Origin of the sequence: Streptomyces sp. CC0208 (assembly GCF_003443735.1) — a bacterium.
Classification (GTDB): domain Bacteria; phylum Actinomycetota; class Actinomycetes; order Streptomycetales; family Streptomycetaceae; genus Streptomyces; species Streptomyces sviceus.
This window is the reverse complement of sequence record NZ_CP031969.1, coordinates 7,236,104-7,256,321: the sequence shown is the minus strand read 5'-3', so window position 1 is coordinate 7,256,321 and position 20,218 is coordinate 7,236,104. Positions and strand designations below refer to the sequence as shown.

Here is a 20,218-nt window from a genome sequence, read left to right as displayed (position 1 = left end):
CTAGGCCCTCAGCACCGCCCCGGTCCGCTCGCCCGCAAGGGCGACCGCCGCGTCCCGAGCCGCAGAAGCCTCGTCGACCGTCAGCGTCCGGTCACCCGCACGGAAGCGCAATGCGTACGCCAGCGACTTCCGCCCGTCACCCAGCTGCTCCTCGTTCTCGTACACGTCGAACAGCCGGATGCCCTCGAGGAGTTCGCCCGCACCCTCACGCAGCGCGGCCTCGACCTCGGCGTGCGGCACGAACTTGTCGACGACCAGGGCGACATCCTGCGTGGCCACCGGAAACGTGGAGATGTTCGGCGCCTGCGGGGTGTCGTCGCCGGCCGCCTCCAGGACGTCCAGGTCCAGCTCCATCGCGCAGGTGCGGGCGGGCAGCCCGAAGGCCTTCACGACGCGCGGATGCAGCTCACCGGCATGACCGACGACGGTGTCGCCGACCACGAACTCGGCACAGCGCCCGGGGTGCCACGGCCCGTACTGACCGCCCCGCACGACCAGTTCGACCCCGGCCTCACGCGCGACCAGGCGACCGGCCTCGACCGCGTCGGCCCAGTCGGCCGGACGGCCCCTGCCCCACCAGCCGGCCTGCTCGCGCGCCCCGGCGAGCACCACGGCCACGTGCCGCGGCTGCTCCGGCAGAGCGGCGTCCAGTTCGGCGATCTCGGCGTCCGTGGGACGCCGGTCGACCGGCAGCACCGCGGCGACCCGCTGCTCCGAGCGCGGCAGGAAGACCAGCCCGGTCTCGAACAGCGCCAGGTCGTGGGAGCCCCGCCCGTCGTTGCGCCGCAGCGCCCCGAGGAGACCCGGCAGCAGCGAGGTCCGCAGCGCGGGCTCCTCGTCGTTGAGCGGGTTCGTCAGCCTGACGACCCGGCGGGCCGGGTCGTCGGCCTCCAGGCCGAGCTGGTCGAAGACCTGCTCGCTCACGAAGGGGTAGTTCGGCGCCTCGACGTACCCGGCACCGGCCAGCACCCGCCCGGCCCGGCGGTGCAGCCGCTGGCGGTGGGTCAGGCCACGCCCGGCCGGCGGCCTGGGCAGCGTGGAGGGCAGGTTCTCGTAGCCCTCCAGACGGATGACCTCTTCGGCCAGGTCGTTGATCTCCTGGAGGTCGGGACGCCAGGACGGCACGGTGACGATCAGCTCGTCCTGCCCGTACACGTCGCAGCCGACCTCCTGGAGACGCCGTACGACGGTCTCGCGGCCGTAGGAGACACCGGCGACCTTGTCGGGGTGGTCCGCCGGGACGCTGATGGTGTGCGGGGCCGACGGAGCGGTGACCTCGGTGACACCGGCCTCGGCGGTGCCGCCCGCGAGCAGCACCAGCAGGTCGACCGTGCGCTGCGCGGCAGCGGCGGCGGCCTGCGGGTCGACACCGCGCTCGAAGCGCCGGGACGCCTCGGAGGACAGCTTGTGGCGGCGGGCCGTACGCGCGATGGAGACCGCGTCGAAGTGGGCCGCCTCGATGACGACGTCGGTGGTGCCTTCACCCTCGGCGTGGTCGGCGATCTCGGTGTTGGCGCCGCCCATGACACCCGCGAGACCGATCGGGCCGCGTTCGTCCGTGATGACCAGGTCCTCGGCGTGCAGCTTGCGCTCGACGCCGTCGAGGGTCTTGATCCGCTCGCCCTCCTCGGCCCGGCGCACCCCGATGGTGCCCTGGACCAGGGAGCGGTCGTAGGCGTGCAGCGGCTGGCCGAGCTCCATCATCACGTAGTTGGTGACGTCGACGGCGAGCGAGATCGGGCGCATGCCGACCTTCTGGAGCCGGCGCTGCAGCCACAGCGGGGAGCGGGCCTCGGGGCTCAGACCGGTGACGGTGCGCGCGGTGAAGCGATCGCAGCCGAACGGGTCGGAGACCTGGACCGGGTAGCCGAAGGCGTTCGGGCCCGGGACGTCGAGGAGCGCGGGGTCGCGCAGCGGGAGGCCGTAGGCGATGGCGGCCTCGCGGGCCACACCGCGGATGGACAGGCAGTCGCCGCGGTTGGCGGTGACGGCGATGTCCAGGACCTCGTCGACCAGTTCCAGGAGCTCGATGGCGTCCTTGCCGACCTCGGTCTCGGGCGGCAGCACGATGATGCCGTGGCTGCCGTCGTCGCCCATGCCCAGCTCGTCGCCGGAGCAGATCATGCCGTGCGAGGTCTTGCCGTAGGTCTTGCGGGCGGAGATCGAGAAGCCGCCGGGCAGCGTGGCGCCCGGGAGCACGACCACGACCTTGTCTCCGACGGCGAAGTTCCGGGCGCCGCAGACGATCTCCTGGGGCTCGCCGGTGCCGTTGGCCTGGCCGACGTCGACCGTGCAGAAGCGGATCGGCTTCTTGAAGCCCTCCAGCTCCTCGATGGTCAGCACCTGGCCGACGACCAGGGGGCCCTTGAGGTCGGCGCCGAGGTGCTCGACGGTCTCGACCTCAAGCCCTGCGGAAACGAGCTTGGCCTGGACGTCACGGCCGGTTTCGGTCGCCGGCAGGTCGACGTACTCCCGCAGCCAAGAAAGCGGGACCCGCATCAGATCTCCATCCCGAACGGCCGGGTGAACCGGACGTCACCCTCGACCATGTCTCGCATGTCCTCGACGTTGTGGCGGAACATCAGCATCCGCTCGATGCCGAACCCGAAGGCGAAGCCGCTGTACTTCTGCGGGTCCACGCCACAGGCGGTCAGCACCTTGGGGTTGACCATCCCGCAGCCGCCCAGCTCGATCCAGCCCTCCGAGGAGCAGGTACGGCAGGGACGGTCGGGGTTGCCGACGGACTCGCCGCGGCAGACGTAGCACACCATGTCCATCTCGGCGGACGGCTCGGTGAAGGGGAAGAAGTTCGGGCGCAGCCGGGTCTTCATGCCCTCGCCGAACAGGGCCTGGACCATGTGGTCCATGGTGCCCTTGAGGTCGGCCATGGTCAGGCCCTCGTCGACGGCAAGCAGCTCGACCTGGCGGAAGACCGGGGTGTGCGTGGCGTCCAGCTCGTCGGTGCGGTAGACGACACCGGGGCAGATCACGTAGACCGGCAGCTCACGGCTGAGCAGCGAGCGGATCTGCACGGGCGAGGTGTGGGTGCGCAGCACGACACCGGACTCGGTGCCGCCTTCCGGGCCCTCGACGAAGAAGGTGTCCTGCTCACCGCGGGCCGGGTGGTCCGGGCCGATGTTGAGCGCGTCGAAGTTGAACCACTCGGCCTCGACCTGGGGGCCTTCAGCGACCTCGTAGCCCATGGCCACGAAGACGTCCTCGATGCGCTCGGAGAGCGTGGTGAGCGGGTGGCGGGCGCCGGCCGGTACGCGGTCGTACGGCAGTGTGACGTCCACCGCCTCCTCGACCAGCACCCGCTGGTCACGCTCGGCCTCCAGCTCCGCCTGGCGGGCGGCGAGGGCCTTGTTCACCGCGCCGCGGGCCTGACCGACCAGCTTGCCGGCGGCGGCCTTGGCGTGCGGGGGCAGGGCGCCGATCTCGCGGTTGGCGAGGGCCAGCGGGGAGGCGCCCCCGGTGTGGGCGACCTTGGCCTCCTGGAGCGCGTCGAGGGAGCCCGCTGCGGCGAAGGCGGCGAGCGCCTCTTCCCGCATGCGCTCGATCTCTTCCGGTTTCAGGGCCTCGACCTCTACAGGGTCGTACGACTTGTTCGGTGCCGACATCTCTTCCCGTGCTTCCGATTGGCTGGCTGAAGGTCCCCGTCACCGACTCACTCAGAGGTCAGAGGGCCGTCCATGGGACACATGGGTGCCAAAGGCCGAGTCTAACGGGGCGGGGATGTACGCATGCGCCCGCGGGCGGCTCAGGTCAGATAGGCCGGAGCGCTCACGGGCAACGTAAATCGGAACTCGGCGCCGCCCTGGGGGCCGCGGCCGACCGTGATGGTGCCGCCGTGGGCCTCGACGATGCCCTTGACGATGTAGAGCCCGAGGCCGGTGCCACCGCGCTTGCTGCCCCGCCAGAAGCGGGTGAAGACGCGGTTCATGGACTCCTCCGGGATGCCGGGACCCTCGTCGCTCACCGTGACCGACGTGCCGGTGTCCTCGTCCTCGCGGGGGGACGCCGTGGGCGTGATGGCAATGGTGACGGTTCCCTCGCCGTGCCGCACCGCATTTTCGAGCAGGTTGCTGAGCACCTGGTCGATCTTGTCGGGGTCGGCCCACAGCATGGGCAGCGGCTGCTCCAGGCGCAGCAGGAACCGGTCGGCGGCGAGGCCGGCGGCGACGTAGGCCTGGATGTGTCGTCCGACGGCGGCGCCGATGTCGACGGGCTGGCGGCGCACCTCAAGGCGTCCGGAGTCGATGCGGGAGATGTCGAGCAGCTCGGCGATGAGGCGGGTGACCCGGTCGGCGTCCGCGTCGACGGTCTCCAGCATCAGCCGTTTCTGGTCGTCGGTGAACCTCTCCCACTTGGCGAGGAGGGTCGCGGTGAAGCCCTTGACGGAGGTGAGCGGGGAGCGCAGCTCGTGGGCGACGGTGGCGATCAGCTCGGCGTGGCTGCGCTCGGTGCGGCGACGGGCCTCGGTGTCGCGCAGACCGACCACGACACGGTGGACGGGTCCGGTGGGCTCGGTGCGCACGTACTGCGCGGAGACCAGGACCTCACGGCCGCCCGGCAGCAGCAGGTTCCGCTCGGGCTGTCGCCTGCGGATCGCGAGACCGCCGTAGGGATCGGTCAGCTGCCACCAGCGCCGCCCCTCCAGGTCCTCTAACGGAAGGGCCTTCTCCAGCCGCTGTCCGAGGGCGTCCTCGGCGCTCAGGGCGGTGATCCGGGCAGCGGCGGCGTTGAAGCAGATCACGCGGCCCTGCTCGTCCGCGACGACGAGGCCGTCGGGCAGCTGGTCGGGATCGATGCCGAGCTCGGCGGGACCACCGGCACAGGCCTCGGACACGCCACGCGCGCTCCTCGTGCCGACACTCATCCCCGCACCCCACCTCTCAGGCGTCTGAGGGGCCCCCGAGCTGGTCACCTTACTGGTTCTCGGTGACGGAGCGGCACCCTCCGGAGGCGCGCTGTGCACGGGCTGACGCATAGAGACATACGGCGGCGGCGGTGGCGAGGTTCAGGCTCTCGGCCTTCCCGTGGATCGGGACGCGCACCACGGCGTCCGCGAGTGCGCGGGTCTCCTCCGGGAGCCCCCAGGCCTCGTTGCCGAACACCCAGGCGGTCGGCCCGCCCATCGTGCCCTTGTCGAGCTCGGCGTCGAGGTCGTCGGTGCCGGCCCCGTCCGCGGCGAGAATGCGCACACCGGCCCGCCTGAGCCCCTCGACGGCCTCCTCCACGGGCACGCCCACGGCGACCGGCAGGTGGAAGAGGGAGCCCACCGACGCCCGTACGGCCTTGGGGTTGTAGAGATCGACGGACGCGTCGGTCAGGACGACCGCCTCGGCTCCGGCGGCGTCGGCGCAGCGCAGGACGGTGCCGGCGTTCCCGGGGTCCCGTACGTTCGCGAGCACGGCGACGAGCTTCGGCCGGGCGGCGAGGATCTCCTCGAAGGGGGTGTCGAGGAACCGGCAGATCCCGACGAGCCCCTGCGGGGTGACGGTCGTCGAGATGTCGGCGATGACGTCCTCGGCGGCGAGGTGCACGCGGGCCTGCACGGCCCGGGCCTCTCCGATGATGTCGGCGTAGCGTTCGGCCGCCTCCACGGTGGCGAACAGCTCGACCAGCCCGTGCCCGGCGGCCTCCCGCACGGCCTGCGGTCCCTCGGCCAGGAACAGCCGCTCCTTCCCCCGGAAGTTCCGCTTGGCGAGCCGCCGGGCGGCGGAGACGCGGGGGGAACGGGGGGAGATCAGCTCGGGGGCAACCGGGGGCATCGCGCTCACTTTCAACCAACTTTCCGCCGCAACGGCGATCAACCACGAGGGCGGAAGCCGGCGGTGCCGCACCCACCCCGCCACTCAACGCAACGGACCCGCAGGCACAGGGCCCACGGGTCCATCAAGTCACGTCGGCCTAGAGCCAGCGCGGCGTCACGCGGCCTTGGGGGCGTTCACGTCCGCCGGCAGCGCCTTCTGGGCGACCTCGACGAGCGCCGCGAAGGCGGTCGCGTCGTTGACGGCCAGCTCGGCCAGGATCTTGCGGTCGACCTCGATGTTCGCGGCCTTCAGACCCTGGATGAAGCGGTTGTACGTGATGCCGTTGGCGCGGGCAGCGGCGTTGATGCGCTGGATCCACAGCTGACGGAAGTCGCCCTTGCGCTTCTTGCGGTCGTTGTAGTTGTAGACCAGCGAGTGGGTGACCTGCTCCTTGGCCTTGCGGTACAGGCGCGAACGCTGACCGCGGTAGCCGGAGGCCGCCTCGAGGATCGCCCGGCGCTTCTTGTGGGCGTTGACTGCCCGCTTGACGCGTGCCACTTGTTAACTCCTTGTAGCGGGGCCGTGGTTGGACTCACACGGCCCGGTATCGATTGGGTCCCGGTCCAGACGTGCGGCGCTCAGGCAGGGCGCCGCGTACGTCACTTGCCGAGAAGCTTCTTGATCTTCGCGGCGTCGCCCGGGGCCATCTCGGCGTTGCCGGTGAGGCGACGCGTCACGCGGGACGACTTGTGCTCGAGCAGGTGGCGCTTGCCGGCGCGCTCGCGCAGCACCTTGCCGGAGCCGGTGATCTTGAAGCGCTTGCTGGCACCGCTGTGCGACTTGTTCTTCGGCATAGCGCCGTTCTCTCCTCGTCGGTGGCGCTCCGGTGCCCGGTCCTGAAACCGGGCACTGTGAGCGTCGCTCTTGTATCGGTTGGGTCCTGGGGACTCGCGTCCCCCGGGATCACGCCTCGGCGGAAGCCTCTGCCGGGGTCTCGACCTCGACGTCGGTCTCGATGCCGGCCTCGTCCTCGTCGGACTCCGCGGCGTTCTGCGACTTGCCGGGGTTGGCCTTCGCGTCTGCCTTGCGGGCTTCCTGCGCCTGGCGGGCCTCGGCCATCGCCTCGGTCTTCTTCTTGTGCGGACCGAGAACCATGATCATGTTTCGGCCGTCCTGCTTCGGGTTCGACTCGATGAACCCGAGGTCCTGGACGTCCTCCGCGAGACGCTGCAGCAGTCGGTAGCCCAGCTCGGGCCGGGACTGCTCGCGACCACGGAACATGATCGTGATCTTGACCTTGTCGCCCTGCTTGAGGAACCGGACGACGTGACCCTTCTTGGTGTCATAGTCGTGCGGGTCGATCTTCGGCCGGAGCTTCATCTCCTTGATGACCGTGTGCGCCTGGTTCTTGCGCGCCTCACGGGCCTTCATGGCCGACTCGTACTTGAACTTCCCGTAGTCCATGAGCTTGCACACAGGCGGACGGGCGGTTGCCGCCACCTCGACCAGGTCCAGGTCGTACTCCTGCGCAAGCTCCAGTGCCTTGGCCAGGGGGACGATGCCCACCTGCTCGCCACTGGGACCGACAAGTCGCACCTCTGGAACGCGAATCCGGTCGTTGATGCGGGGCTCGGCGCTGATGGATCCTCCTCGGTTAGCACCACACGGCGGTCTGGCGGACAGCCGCGTATGTCATTTTCGTCAGACCTAACCGCGCCGAAGCACAAAAAATGCCCCGGACGATCACAGACGGGGCTCCAAACACTGCCGGAGCACCGCCGCGATGCCGCGGGGCGCGCTTTCGGGCGACTCCATCGTCCGTACGGAACGATGGGGGCCGCCTGACCGGGGTGACCCGCCGTCCCGGAGGGCGGTCGGGTGGGAGATCGGAGCCTCCACTTGTGGGCCGGTCACACTTACACACAGGCGTGTCCGGCCGGTCGTCACACAAGGTTAGCAGCATCGAGGGGGTGGTGCGAACCGGCCTGCACCGGGCCCTATCGTGGGGGCCATGAGTGACACCCCTCCCCCGTCTGCCGACGCCCCCGGCTCCCCCGACTTCGACGAGATGACCCGCGACATCGCCGAGGTCCCCGCCGTCGAGGTGATCGTGACGGTCGCGGTCAACCTGATGAGCGCCGCCGCCGTGAAGCTCGGTCTGACCGAGGAGGGCGACAAGTACAAGGACCTGGACGAGGCCCGCAAGCTGATCCACGCCCTCGCCGGCCTGCTGGACGGGAGCGCGACGGAGATCAGCTCCTTCCACGCGGCCCCGCTGCGGGACGGCCTGAAATCCCTCCAGCTGGCCTTCCGCGAGGCGTCCCTGGTCCCGGACGAGCCGGGCCAGGGCCCCGGCGAGAAGTACACCGGGCCGATCTACGGCTAGGTCATCCCCGTACGTACAAGGGCTCGCCCGGCGGCGTGGCCCCGGCCGGCAGGACTGCCAGGTCGAGGCCGCGCACCAGGCGGGCCCTCAGTGTCTCGTCGGCGGCGAGGCGCTCGGCGACGGCCCGTGCGGCGTCCGCGGGCGTCGCGGACGGCTCCAGCACGAGGGCCAGGGTGCCGTCGGCCTGCCCCGGCCCGAGATGGGCGCGGAGCACGGCGGGCTCGGCGGCCACGGCGTCCCGTACGGCCCCGATCACGGCCGGGTCGGCCAGCGGGTCGGCGCTCACACGGCCCTCGGCTAGCGCGAGCAGCGCGGGACCGGTCAGCTCGAAGGGCACCGGGCCCGCCAGGTCCAGGACGACCGTGTCGGCCTTCTCGTGCGCGGCGGCCTGCAGCGCCTGGTGCAGGGGTACGGCGACGGGGCGGGCCTCGGGGTCCCAGCGGGCCAGCGAGTCGGTGGAGGTGAAGGCCGGCAGGGCGGTCCGCGATCCGGCCTTGAGGGTGGGGACGGCCATGTCACTGGTCTTCTCGCGGCGCAGCCCGTTCTCGTCCTCCTCGACCTCGCCGAGCACGGCCACCACGGGCACGAGCAGCCGGGCTCCCTCAAGGGCCTCCAGGACGGGGCCCACGGCGGCGCGGTCCTCGGCCCAGGCGGCGAGCGCCGCGCTCAGCCGGGGATCGGCGGAGCCGTCGTCGTCGGAGAAGCCAGGGTCGGGAATGTTCTTGTTCGCCACGGTCACCGACCCTATAGGGGGCTTGCTGTTGCGGTTGTGCGGGCCCGGAAACGTGCCCGTGACGGCTTTCACGGGTTTCTCAGAGTTCGCTGACACAGCTCTAACGTCCGTCTAACGGCCCGCACAGTCGACGGCCCGACGATCGGCGCCATGGAGTCCTCCAGAGCCGCCAGACGCCGCGCCCGCAGGTTCCCGCGACGGCCGTTGATGTACACCGCGCTGGCCTGCGTCACCGTCGTCGGTGCCACGGCCGGCGGGACGGTGTACGTGAAGGCGCGGGCGCACTCCGGGAGCACCGTCGTATCGTCGGCGGCGACGCCGGCGGTCTCGTCCTCGTCGGCGGCGACGCCGGCGGTCTCGTCCTCGTCGGCGGCGACGCCGGCGGTCTCGTCCTCGTCGGCGACCACGACTGAGGAGGCGGCCATGGCGGAACCCGTGGTGGATCTCGACGAGCGGCTGGCCGACGCCATGACGTCGGTGGGCGTGACGGGCGAGCAGAAGGTCTCGACGGCGGTGCTCGACCTGGAGTCGGGCGACAGCGCGGTCCACGGCGACGGCGCCTTCGACACGGCGAGCATCGTGAAGGTCGACATCCTGGCGGCGCTGCTGCTGCGGCACCAGGAGGCGGGCACGCGGTTGAGCGCGCGGGAGAAGGCGTACGCGACGACGATGATCGAGAACAGCGACAACGCCTCGGCGTCCGCGCTGTGGGACGCCATCGGGAGGGCCGCGGGGCTCGACGCCGCCAACGAGACGTTCGGGCTGACCGGTACGGAGGGCGGCGACGGGGCGTTGTGGGGGCTGACCTTGACCACGGCCGCCGACCAACTCATCTTGCTCCAGCAGGTGTTCGGGGACGACTCGAAGCTGAGCGAGGCCTCGCGGTCGTACGTTCAGGGACTGATGGGGCGGATAGAGGCCGATCAGCAGTGGGGGGTGTCGGCGGCGGCCGACGGGTCCGGCTGGGCGCTGAAGAACGGGTGGCTGCCGCGCAGTACGACCGGGCTGTGGGACGTCAACAGCATCGGACGGGTGTCGGTGGACGGCCGCGCGTATCTGGTGGCCGTGCTGTCGAACGGCAACTCCACTCAGGCGAAGGGGATTTCGCTGGTGGAGGCGGCGGCGAAGGCGGCGGTGTCGGTGTTCACGGCCGGAGACGCGTCGGCCTCGGCCTCGGCGAACGCCACGAGTGCGGCGGCTCGCTGAGGCTTCGGATCCGCCTCAGAAGCCCTCGTAGGACCGACGGGGCCCGCGGCGGCCGCGCCACAGGAACACCGCGGCGATCAGCAGGGCCACACCCAGGCCGCCCGCCAGCGGGGCCACCCAACTCGCCATGTGCTCCTCCGACTTGGCGGTGTCCGGTCCCGGGCCGAAGTACTTCTCGCCGTAGGAGGCCGGCTGCAGGCCCTGCGGCTTCAGCCGGTCCGCCGCCTTCAGCGCCGCCGCGGGGTCGATGAAGCCGAAGCCCCGGGAGTCGTCGCGGCCGCCCGCGGGGGCGTTGCGGGCCGTGTCCTCCAGGAGGCGCTTGATCTGCGCGGGCGTCAGGTCGGGGTGGGCGGCCTTGACGAGGGCGGCCGCGCCCGAGACGAACGCGGAGGCGGCGCTGGTCCCCCACCCCTCGTAGTACTTGTGGTCGGGGTCGGCGATGACCACGTCGTCGCCGGGGGCCGCGACCGTGGCGTACCAGCGTCGGGTGGAGAAGGAGGCACGGGTGCCGAACTTGTCGACGGCGGTCGCGGCGATGACGCCCGGGTAGGCGGCCGGGTAGGAGATGTGGTCGCCCTTCTCGCCGCCGTTGCCCGCCGAGGCGACGACGACTGAGCCCTTCCTGAGGGCGTACTGGACGGCGTCGTCCTCGCCGGCCTCGGGGTGCGCGGAGGCGGAGTCGTCGCCGAGGGAGAGGTTGATGACGTCGGCGCCGTGGTCGGCGGCCCAGCGGATGCCCTCCGCGAGGGCGTTGCCGCGGGTGTTGCGGGCCTTGGCGCGGGCCGGGTCGCCGTCCTCGAGGATCACGCGGACGGGGAGGATCTTCGCCTCGGGGGCGATGCCCATGACCCCGTCGCCGTTGCCGACGCCGTGTCCGTGACCGGCGATGATGCCGGCCATGGCGGTGCCGTGCCGGGCCCAGGAGCGGTCACCGCGGGTGGCGCCGAAGCCGATCATGTCCTTGCCGGTGAGGACGTTGCCGACGAGGTCGGGGTGGTCGTTCTCGACGCCGGTGTCCAGGACGGCGACGGTGACGCCGGCACCCTTGGTGGTCTGCCAGGCCTGCTGGGTGTGCATGGCGTCCAGGGCCCACTGTTTGGCGCGGATGCCGTCGGCGTGCGCGGCGGTGGGCGGGACGAGGGCGACGGAGGCGGCGAGGAGGACGCTCAGGAGACCTGCCCTGCGGGTGCTGACGCTCATGAGGACTGCTCCGGGGGCGAGGTGACCGTCTTGCGCAGGGCCCGTTCGACGCGGTCGGCCAGGCCCTGTGCCTCGTTGCCGAGGCCGGCCTGGGCGGCGGGGGTGGTGTCGCCGGACTCCATGGCCTTCTCGGCGGGTTCCGGGGTGTCGACCGTACGGCCGTCCGCCCAGCCGGAGACGGCGTAGGCGACGACGGGGGCGTCGGTGAGGACGGAGATCGTCCAGGAGGCCCGCTGCCCGGCGCCGAACCCTGCCGCGAGGGTGTTCTTCGCGGCGTACGGGAGGGGCATCAGGTCGGTGCGGGAGGCCAGGCCCTCCCGGGTGAAGCGGGTGTCGAGGTCGCGCATGGCGGTGGCGTCGGCGTCGGTGAAGAGGAGGCCGACGGTGGTGACGTAGCTCTGGGTGGCGTCCGTGTAGGTGGCGCGCAGGAGCCGTTCGCAGCCGACGGGGGCGAGGGCCTTGCGCAGCAGGGGGTCGAAGGCGTCCTTGCAGCCGCTGTCCGGGGCGACGGCGATCCGCGTCCAGGTGCGGTCCGCCCCGCCGGGCCCGGCGCCCTGGCCGTCCACGGTCGGCGGGAACAGCCGGTCGACGGGCACGCTGTGCCACAGCTCGCCGGCCTGGGTGAAGGTGTCGCCACCGCCCTCGTCCCCGGAGCCCCCGATCAGCCAGCTCCCGGTCACGGCACCGCCGATGAGCCCGAGTCCGAGCACGACGCACGCGGCCACGGCGACGATCCGGGGAGGAATCCGCACCCCCCACGACCGCTCCTTGTAACCGACCTCGGGCTCACCGAACGACACAACAGGCCGCCCGTTGGCGGGAGTTCCGTCATGCGGGGGCAGGGCGGCGCTCCAGGAGAGAGCGGGGTCGGGGGTGAAGGAGGCGGTCCGCGGCGGTGTCGTGGGCCGCGGAGGCGTACCCGGGGCACCGGAGACCGGCGCCTCACGCGTGGGGCGCGGCGGGAATCCGGGGCGGGCGTCGGGCATGGGCGGTACGGCGGTGCCGCCGGACCCCTCCCGGGCCGCGGACGCCGCCCCCGTACGGCCGTCCCCGGCCGTCGGAGCGGGTCGCATCCGGAAGGTCGGTTCCGAGGCGGCCTCGGCGGGGGCGCCGGTACGACGCGGAGGGACGGTGGGCCGAGTCCTCGGCCGGGGCGGCACGGACGCACTCCCGGTGTCCGTCCCGCGCGACCGGGCACCGGAAGCGGGCGGCATCGGGCCGGGGGCGGCCATGCCCGGGTTCGTGGCGGGCGACGCGGAAGTGCCGCCGGCGCTCGGCCCGTAGGACTCCGGAGTCCGGCTCGCCGGACGCGGCCGAGCACCCGGAGCGCGGTTCCCGGCGCTCGCAGCGGGCGGCATCGGACCGGGGGCGGGCCGGCGGGGGGTGGGGGGCGGCGGGGACGTGTCGGTCTCGGGCCTGGACGACGGCACGGGCGTCACAGGGCCGGGCCGCGATGTCCTGTCACCCGGCGTGGGGCTGCCTGCGGGCCCTCCACGGCGGCCTGCGTCCGTGCTGGACTCCGCGCCGCCGGAGGCCGGTGGGGTGTCGGGGAAGCGGGCCGAGGCCGGGGGTGGGGGCGGGATGCTGCCGGGGTACGGCGCTCTCGGGCGGGGAGGCTCCTGGGGGCCGGAGCCCGAGCCGATACGGGGCTGGGCCGCTGCGCCGGAGGTGCCCGCAGGCGTCGAGGTGGCCCGGTTGCCGGGACCGTCCCCGTCGGTCCTACCGGAGTCCGACGTGCCGTGTGCCTTGTCGCGGGCCGGCGTCGAAGCCGGGTCGGTGCCGTGCGTCGTGCGTATGGGCGGCCGTCCCGCGCTCATGTCGCCGAGCCCGCGGGGTGCCGTACCGCCGACGTCCTGTCGGCCCGCACCGGCACTCCCGAAGAACGTGCGGCCGGAGTCGCCGACCCCTTGCCGCGTCTCCCGGCCGGCCTCCGCGGACTCGCGCCCCTGCGCGGGGCCCGGCACAGGGCCGTCCGTCTCGCGCGGGTCCTGCCAGTCGAACCCGCCGAACGTCGGCCGTGCCGCCGTCCCTGGGCCCCGTCGGTTCCGCTCGCCGAACGCCTGCCAGTCGGAGCCGCCGTCGTTCATCCGTCCGTCCGGGTCGACCATCGCTCGCTCGACCGGCTCACCGGTCTCCCGTCGTCCCGGCTCCCCGGACGACTCGGAGCCGATCCCGCCCTCGCCCGTCGCCGGCGGCTGGGCCGGCCGCGGTGGGGTCGTCGGGCGTGGAGGAATCGAGGCGCGGCGTGCTTCGGTGCTCATGCACCCCCCGTTTCCTCATGTCCGGGCCGTTCGGTCGTGAGCGGGCCCTCGCCGGAGTCGTCGGTGTGGAAGACCTCCGTCCGGGCACGCATACCCGCACGGAGGAGCCGGCATCCCGGCGCGGCGGCGACGGGGGGCGAACAGCCCTGCGTGCGTGCGCGTCACTCTACGGGTTGTTCCTGGGCGAACGGGAACCAGTCCGCCAGGCCGGGGGGCATCTGCCCGGAACGTCCCCCTACCCTGCGGTAATCCTGTCTGGCAGGCTTCGTTCATGACTGCACCCGCCGCCGACCGGGCCCGTTACGACCGGGCCACCGCCCATCTCGACGCCCCCGTCGCGATCGTGGATCTGGACGCCTTCGACGCCAACGCGGACGATCTCGTACGCCGGGCGGCGGGCAAACCCATCCGTGTCGCCAGCAAGTCCGTGCGGTGCCGGGCCCTGCTGGAACGTGTCCTGGCGAAGGACGGCTTCGCGGGCATCATGTCGTTCACCCTCGCCGAGTCCCTGTGGCTGGCCCGGAGCGGTTTCGACGACATCCTGCTCGCCTACCCCTCCGCCGACCGCGCCGGGTACGCCGAACTCGCCGCCGATCCCAAGCTCGCCGCCGCCGTGACGGTGATGGTCGACGACCCCGCGCAGCTCGCCTTCATCGACGGTGCCCGCGCGGGCGGCACCGAAGTGATCCGGGTCTGCCTGGAGTTGGACACCTCGCTGAAGCTCCTCGGCGGCCGGGTCCGGGTCGGTGCCCGGCGTTCACCGCTGCACTCCCCCGCCCAGGTCGCCGAGATGGCCCGCGCGGTGGCCCGGCGTCCCGGGTTCCAGGTCGTGGGGATCATGGCCTACGAGGGGCACATCGCCGGTGTCGGGGACTCCGTCGCCGGACGGCCGCTGCGTTCCCGGGCCGTACGGCTGATGCAGGCCACCGCCCGCCGGGAACTGGCCGAGCGCCGCGCCGCCGTGGTGCGCGCGGTGCGGGCCGTCGTACCGGACCTGGAGTTCGTCAACGGCGGCGGCACGGGCAGCGTGCAGCACACCGCCGCGGAGGACGCCGTCACGGAGATCGGCGCGGGGTCGGGGCTGTACGTGCCGAGGCTGTTCGACAACTACACGTCCTTCAGCGGGCGTCCGGCCGCCCTGTTCGCCATGCCCGTGGTGCGCAGGCCCGGGGTGGGCGTGGTGACCGTGCTCGGCGGCGGCTACCCGGCGTCCGGCGCGGCCGGACCCGACCGGCTGCCGGTGCCCTATCTGCCGGAGGGGCTGAAGTACGACCCGCAGGAGGGACCCGGCGAGGTGCAGACCCCGCTGCTCGGCGCCCCCGCCGACGACCTGCTGCTCGGCGACAAGGTGTGGTTCCGGCACGCCAAGGCCGGTGAGCTGTGCGAACGGTTCGAGAGGCTGCATCTGATCGAGGGGGACGCGGTGACGGCGACCGTGCCGACGTACCGCGGCGAGGGCCACACGTTCCTCTAGGTCAACGCTCCACGGGCCGGATCCCCCCGGTGATCCGGTCCATGTCGGTGAGCGGCGGCCCGTCCGGACCCGCGTCGAAGGCGAAGCGGACGACGACGGTGTCGGCGGGGCCGCCGCGGTCCGGGGCGAGGGCCAGCGACTGGACGTAGGCACCGGGCCCCTGGGCTGTCTTCACGCGCCAGCGCACCAGGTATCCGGCGCCTCCGGCGACGGCGACGCGCTCCGACCTGACGACCCGGTGGCTGCGGATGCGACCGTAGGACGTGCCGGCGGCCTGCGGGATGTCCTGCTGGGCGAGGGCCGCCGGGGCTCGCCCGGAGTCGGCGGGCAGGGTGCGGGTGGAGACCCTGCCGCCGTCGGTGGTCATCACGACGTTGTCGCGGGTGACGTATTTCGAAGGGGCCCAGCCGTCCGGCAACGGCAGGCTGATGCCGTCGAGTTCGTCGACCAGGCGGGACGGGGCCGGGGAGGCGGTGGTGGGCGTCGGGCTCGCGACCGTCGGTGCCGTGTCCGCCACCACGTCGTCCCCGTCGCCCCGGGCGAGGGCGAACGCCCCGCTGACGATCGCGGCGACGAGGGCGGTCCCACAGGCCGTGAGGGCGACGGCCCTGGCGCGCCCCGCGGCCCGGCCGGCCGCCCGTGGCGGGCCGGGGGCCTCGGGGGCGCGCCGGTGGTCCGTCCAGGCGGTCCCGTTCCACCAGCGCTCCAGCAGCGGAGCGTCGGGGTCCGGGTACCAGCCGGGCGGGAGCGTCCTGCTCATCGATGCACTGTAGGACGATCCCTACAGCGGTGTGACGTACGCCCCCGAGATCCCGCCGTCCACCAGGAAGTCGCTGGCGTTGACGAAGGAGGAGTCGTCGCTGGCCAGGAAGGCGACGGCGGCGGCGATCTCCTCGGCCTCGGCGAACCGGCCGACCGGAATGTGCACCAGACGTCGCGCGGCCCGCTCGGGGTCCTTGGCGAACAGTTCCTGGAGCAGCGGGGTGTTGACCGGGCCCGGGCACAGGGCGTTCACGCGGATGCCCTCGCGCGCGAACTGCACGCCCAGTTCACGGGACATGGCGAGCACGCCGCCCTTGGAGGCGGTGTAGGAGATCTGAGAGGTGGCCGCGCCCATCCTCGCCACGAAGGACGCGGTGTTGATGATGGACCCCCTGCCCTGCCGCCGCATGTAGGGGATCGCGGCCTTGCAGCACAGGTAGACGGAGGTCAGGTTGACCTCCTGGACGCGCTTCCATGCCTCAAGGCCCGTCTCCAGGATGGAGTCGTCGTCCGGCGGCGAGATGCCCGCGTTGTTGAAGGCGATGTCGACGCTGCCGTAGGTGTCGTACGCCGTCTTGAACAGCGCCTCGACCTGCTCGGGGTCGGTGACGTCGACCTTGACGAAGAGCCCGCCGACCTCGTCGGCGGCGGCCTTGCCGCGGGGTTCGTCGACGTCGGCGCACACGACGTGGGCGCCCTCGGAGGCGAGCCTGCGGGCGGTCGCGAGACCGATGCCGCTGCCGGCTCCGGTGATGACGGCCGTACGGCCGACGAGGCGACGGCACACGATCTGATCGGTCGAAGAGGTCACTGGGCGGGGCCTTCCGTGCTGATGAAGACGTTCTTGGTCTCGGTGAATGCGGTCAGGGCGTCCGGGCCGAGTTCCCGGCCGAGTCCGGACTGCTTGTAGCCGCCGAAGGGGGTCCAGTAGCGGACGCTGGAGTGGGAGTTGACGGACAGGTTGCCCGCCTTGACGGCCCGGGACAGGCGCAGCGCGCGGCCGATGTCGCGGGTCCACAGGGAGCCGGAGAGGCCGTACGGGGTGTCGTTGGCGAGCCGGATCGCGTCCTGTTCGTCGGTGAAGGGCAGCAGGACGGCGACCGGGCCGAAGATCTCCTCGCGGGCGGCCTCGGAGTCGGGCGCCTCGCCGGTCAGGACGGTCGGAGCGAACCAGAAGCCGGGCCCGTCGGGGGCGCTGCCGCGCAGGCCGGGGGCGCCCTCGGGGACCAACGCCCGTACGCGGTCCAGTTGCTGACGGGAGATCAACGGGCCCATCTGGGTCTTCTCGTCGGCCGGGTCGCCCACGATCACGGACGCGACGGCGTCGGCGAGCAGGTCACGGACATCGTCGTACACCGACTCCTGGACCAGGATCCGGGTGCGGGCGCAGCAGTCCTGGCCGGAGTTGTCGAGGAAGGAGAAGGGGTCGACGGCCTGGGCGAGGTCCGCGTCCGCGAAGACGATGTTGGGGCTCTTGCCGCCCAGTTCGAGGGTGACCGGCTTGACCTGGCGCGCGCAGCGCTCCATGACGTCACGGCCGGTGCGGGTGGAGCCGGTGAAGACGATCTTCGCGACGCCGGGGTGCTCGACGAGGGCGGTGCCGGCGACCGGGCCGTGTCCGGGCAGCACCTGGAACAGGCCCTCCGGAAGCCCCGCGTCCAGGGCGAGTTCGGCGAGGCGGAGGGCGGTCAGCGGGGTCGTCTCGGCGGGCTTGAGGACGACCGCGTTGCCGGCGGCGAGCGCGGGTGCCGTGCCCCAGGCGGCGATCGGCATGGGGAAGTTCCAGGGCGCGATGACGCCGACCACGCCGAGGGGTTCGAGGAGGGTGACGTCGAGGCCGCCGGGCACCGGGATCTGGCGGCCGTTCAGCCGCTCCACCCCGCCCGCCGCATAGGCGAGCAGGTCACGGACGTTGCCGGCCTCCCAGCGGGCGTTGCCGAGGAGGTGACCGGCTTCCCGGACCTCCAACCGGGCCAGTTCCTCGACGTGCTGGTCGACCACGTCGGCGAACCGGCGCAGCAGCCGCGCCCGGTCGGCGGGGGCGACGGACGCCCAGCGGTCCTGCGCCTTCGACGCGCGGGCGACGGCCGCGTCCACGTCGGCCGCGGTGGCGGCGGGGACGGTGGCGACGACCTCCTCGGTGGCCGGGTTGAGGACGGTCAGTTCATGCTCGTACGACAACGAAGTACCTCTCACAGACGTCCGACATCACAGAAGTTCGACATCGCAGAAGTTCGGCATCACAGACGTTCGAAGGAGCGGCGCAGCTCCCAGTCGGTGATCGCCGCGTCGAAGGCCTGGAGTTCGACGCGGGCCATGTTGCGGTAGTGCGCGACGACCTCGTCGCCGAAGGCGGCCTTGGCGATCGGGCTGTTCTCCCAGAGCTCGGCGGCCTCGCGCAGGGTGGTGGGGACCTGCGCGTACTCGGCGGTGTAGGCGTTGCCGGTGCACACCTCCGGCAGCTCCAGCTTCTGCTCGATGCCGTAGAGCCCGGCGGCGACCAGACCGGCGACCGCGAGGTGCGGGTTGACGTCCCCGCCGGGCAGCCGGTTCTCGAAGCGCAGGGAGCGGCCGTGGCCCACGACCCGCAGCGCGCAGGTGCGGTTGTCGTGGCCCCACGCGACGGCCGTGGGGGCGAAGGAGCCGGGCTGGAACCGCTTGTAGGAGTTGATGTTGGGGGCGTAGAGGAGCGAGAAGTCCCTGAGGGCCGCGAGCTGCCCCGCGAGGAAGTACTTCATCACGTCCGACATCCCGTCGGGGCCGGCCATCGCGTTGGTGCCGTCGGCGTCGGCGAGCGAGAGATGGATGTGGCAGGAGTTGCCCTCGCGTTCGTCGTACTTGGCCATGAAGGTGAGCGACACGCCCTCCTGGGCGGCGATCTCCTTGGCACCGGTCTTGTAGATCGCGTGCTGGTCGCAGGTGACCAGGGCCTCGTCGTACTTGAACACGATCTCGTGCTGGCCGGGGTTGCACTCCCCCTTGGCGGACTCGACGGTGAGACCGGCGGCCGTCATGTCGTTGCGGATCCGGCGCAGCAGCGGTTCGATACGGCCGGTCCCCAGCACCGAGTAGTCGATGTTGTACTGGTTCGCCGGTGTCAGCCCCCGGTACCGGGCGTCCCAGGCCTGCTCGTAGGTGTCCTTGAAGACGATGAACTCCAGCTCGGTGCCGACCTGGGCGGTGTAGCCGAGTTCGGCGAGCCGCTCCAGCTGGCGGCGCAGGATCTGGCGGGGCGCGGCGACGACCGGCGAGCCGTCGTTCCACGCGAGGTCGGCGATCAGCATGGCCGTACCGGCGTTCCAGGGCACGCGGCGCAGGGTGCTCAGGTCCGGGTGCATGGCGAAGTCGCCGTAGCCGCGGTCCCACGACGACATCGCGTAGCCGTCGACGGTGTTCATCTCGATATCGACGGCGAGGAGGTAGTTGCAGCCCTCGGTGCCGTGGTGGAGTACCTCGTCGAGGAAGAAGCGGGCGGCGAACCTCTTGCCCTGGAGCCGCCCCTGCATGTCGGGGAAGGCCAGGACGACAGTGTCGATCTCGCCGCTCGCGACGAGGGCGTGCAGCTCCTCGACGCTGAGCGGGGGTGTGCGGTCTGCCACGGGAGAGCTCCTTCGGCTGCTGCGCGTTTTTCCGACCGGGCCGGGAGCCATAAGGTATTGCTCTGAACCATTGCTTGGGAAGGGGGCTCGGCCATATGTCGGTGGACACTGACGGCGGCGCGGCCGACCGGTTGACTCCGGTGTTGCGGCCGGTCAGGGCGGGCAACGGCTTCGAGGAGGCGCTGGAGCAGATCCTCCAGGTCGTGCGGCTCGGGCTGGTGCCGGGGGGCGAGCGGCTGCCGGCCGAGCGGGAGCTCGCGGAGCGGCTCGGGATCAGCCGGGTGACGCTGCGCGAGGTGCTGAAGGTGCTCCAGGACCAGGGGCTGGTGGAGTCGCGGCGCGGGCGGTACGGCGGCACGTTCGTGCTGCCCCGTACGCCGGACGCGGTGGGCGAGGAGGAGCTGCGGCGCCGGATCGCCGAGGCGGACATCGAGGACGTGCTGCGCTTCCGGGAGGTCCTGGAGGTGGGCGCGGCGGGGCTGTGCGCGGCACACGGCCTCACGGACGAGCAGGCGCAGCGGCTGCGCGCGGCACTGGCGGCCACCCAGGAGGCACCGCTGGGGGACTACCGGCGCCTGGACACCCTGCTGCACCTGACGATCGCCGAGCTGTGCGGCTCACCGACCCTGACCGCGCAGTACGCGGCCGTGCGGGCCTCGGTGAACGATCTCCTGGACTGCATCCCGCTCCTGGTCCGCAACCTGGAGCACTCGCAGCGGCAGCACGCGGCGCTGGTCGAGGCGGTGCTCGACGGGGACGCGGACGGGGCGCGGGAGATGATGCGGGAGCACTGCGCGGGGACGGCGGCCCTGCTGCGGGGATTTCTGGCCTGACCTTGCGG

At 72.2% G+C, this 20,218-nt stretch carries 18 protein-coding genes; 4 read left to right on the top strand and 14 right to left on the bottom strand.

Annotated elements, in window-relative coordinates:
- The 7 genes from pheT to infC all read right to left on the bottom strand — a co-directional run bounded on the left by pheT (position 1) and on the right by infC (position 7,397).
- Entirely contained in the window at positions 1-2,499 is a 2,499-nt protein-coding gene (pheT, locus tag D1369_RS33315) for a phenylalanine--tRNA ligase subunit beta (protein WP_118082782.1), read from the bottom strand.
- Positions 2,499-3,620 (bottom strand): phenylalanine--tRNA ligase subunit alpha, encoded by a 1,122-nt coding sequence (pheS, locus tag D1369_RS33310; protein ID WP_007380806.1) that lies wholly within the window; start codon positions 3,618-3,620, stop codon positions 2,499-2,501. The genes pheT and pheS overlap by 1 nt, the downstream gene beginning before the upstream one ends.
- 140 nt (positions 3,621-3,760) lie before the next feature.
- A complete protein-coding gene (locus D1369_RS33305; RefSeq protein WP_007380807.1) occupies positions 3,761-4,879 on the bottom strand; it encodes an ATP-binding protein in 1,119 nt (372 codons plus the stop codon).
- A gap of 49 nt (positions 4,880-4,928) precedes the next feature.
- Positions 4,929-5,774: an RNA methyltransferase gene (locus tag D1369_RS33300; protein ID WP_037899363.1), complete on the bottom strand. Its 846-nt coding sequence runs from the start codon at positions 5,772-5,774 to the stop codon at positions 4,929-4,931.
- A gap of 156 nt (positions 5,775-5,930) precedes the next feature.
- Positions 5,931-6,314 carry a 50S ribosomal protein L20 gene (rplT, locus tag D1369_RS33295; protein ID WP_007380809.1) on the bottom strand — a complete coding sequence of 128 codons (384 nt, stop codon included), beginning with the start codon at positions 6,312-6,314 and terminating at the stop codon, positions 5,931-5,933.
- A gap of 101 nt (positions 6,315-6,415) precedes the next feature.
- Positions 6,416-6,610 carry a 50S ribosomal protein L35 gene (rpmI, locus tag D1369_RS33290; protein ID WP_003977225.1) on the bottom strand — a complete coding sequence of 65 codons (195 nt, stop codon included), beginning with the start codon at positions 6,608-6,610 and terminating at the stop codon, positions 6,416-6,418.
- A gap of 109 nt (positions 6,611-6,719) precedes the next feature.
- A complete protein-coding gene (gene infC / locus D1369_RS33285) occupies positions 6,720-7,397 on the bottom strand; it encodes a translation initiation factor IF-3 (RefSeq protein ID WP_086023193.1) in 678 nt (225 codons plus the stop codon).
- A 370-nt stretch (positions 7,398-7,767) separates the two neighbouring features.
- Here infC and D1369_RS33275 point away from each other — a divergent pair, with 370 nt between their 5' ends.
- On the top strand, positions 7,768-8,142 hold the full coding sequence (locus D1369_RS33275; RefSeq protein WP_007380810.1) for a DUF1844 domain-containing protein: 375 nt from the start codon (positions 7,768-7,770) through the stop codon (positions 8,140-8,142).
- Position 8,143: 1 nt separating this feature from the next.
- On the opposite strand, the gene D1369_RS33270 is transcribed toward D1369_RS33275, so the two are convergent.
- Entirely contained in the window at positions 8,144-8,875 is a 732-nt protein-coding gene (locus D1369_RS33270; RefSeq protein ID WP_118083161.1) for an SseB family protein, read from the bottom strand.
- Positions 8,876-9,025: 150 nt separating this feature from the next.
- Here D1369_RS33270 and D1369_RS33265 point away from each other — a divergent pair, with 150 nt between their 5' ends.
- The gene (locus D1369_RS33265; RefSeq protein WP_118082781.1) at positions 9,026-10,081 is read left to right on the top strand and encodes a serine hydrolase; all 1,056 of its coding nucleotides are present in this window, start codon (positions 9,026-9,028) and stop codon (positions 10,079-10,081) included.
- 15 nt (positions 10,082-10,096) lie between these two features.
- Here D1369_RS33265 and mycP read toward each other — a convergent pair whose 3' ends face one another.
- Together mycP and D1369_RS44130 are read right to left on the bottom strand one after the other, a co-directional pair.
- On the bottom strand, positions 10,097-11,281 hold the full coding sequence (gene mycP / locus D1369_RS33260; RefSeq protein ID WP_118082780.1) for a type VII secretion-associated serine protease mycosin: 1,185 nt from the start codon (positions 11,279-11,281) through the stop codon (positions 10,097-10,099).
- Positions 11,278-13,542, bottom strand: coding sequence for a hypothetical protein (locus D1369_RS44130; RefSeq protein WP_240436112.1), 2,265 nt, complete (start codon positions 13,540-13,542; stop codon positions 11,278-11,280). The genes mycP and D1369_RS44130 overlap by 4 nt, the downstream gene beginning before the upstream one ends.
- Before the next feature lie 271 nt (positions 13,543-13,813).
- Here D1369_RS44130 and D1369_RS33245 point away from each other — a divergent pair, with 271 nt between their 5' ends.
- Positions 13,814-15,016 carry an amino acid deaminase/aldolase gene (locus D1369_RS33245; RefSeq protein WP_118082777.1) on the top strand — a complete coding sequence of 401 codons (1,203 nt, stop codon included), beginning with the start codon at positions 13,814-13,816 and terminating at the stop codon, positions 15,014-15,016.
- Position 15,017: 1 nt separating this feature from the next.
- Here the strand turns inward: D1369_RS33245 and D1369_RS33240 are convergent, their stop codons facing one another.
- The 4 genes from D1369_RS33240 to D1369_RS33225 are packed head-to-tail and all read right to left on the bottom strand — an operon-like array spanning position 15,018 to position 19,377.
- Positions 15,018-15,776: a DUF2510 domain-containing protein gene (locus D1369_RS33240; protein ID WP_118082776.1), complete on the bottom strand. Its 759-nt coding sequence runs from the start codon at positions 15,774-15,776 to the stop codon at positions 15,018-15,020.
- A gap of 21 nt (positions 15,777-15,797) precedes the next feature.
- A complete protein-coding gene (locus tag D1369_RS33235; RefSeq protein WP_007380816.1) occupies positions 15,798-16,589 on the bottom strand; it encodes a 3-oxoacyl-ACP reductase in 792 nt (263 codons plus the stop codon).
- On the bottom strand, positions 16,586-17,959 hold the full coding sequence (locus tag D1369_RS33230) for an aldehyde dehydrogenase family protein (protein WP_118082775.1): 1,374 nt from the start codon (positions 17,957-17,959) through the stop codon (positions 16,586-16,588). The genes D1369_RS33235 and D1369_RS33230 overlap by 4 nt, the downstream gene beginning before the upstream one ends.
- Before the next feature lie 59 nt (positions 17,960-18,018).
- Entirely contained in the window at positions 18,019-19,377 is a 1,359-nt protein-coding gene (locus tag D1369_RS33225) for a glutamine synthetase family protein (protein WP_007380817.1), read from the bottom strand.
- Positions 19,378-19,472: 95 nt separating this feature from the next.
- Between D1369_RS33225 and D1369_RS33220 the strand changes: the two genes are divergently transcribed.
- Positions 19,473-20,210, top strand: coding sequence for an FCD domain-containing protein (locus tag D1369_RS33220; protein WP_007380818.1), 738 nt, complete (start codon positions 19,473-19,475; stop codon positions 20,208-20,210).
- Positions 20,211-20,218: the final 8 nt, after the last annotated feature.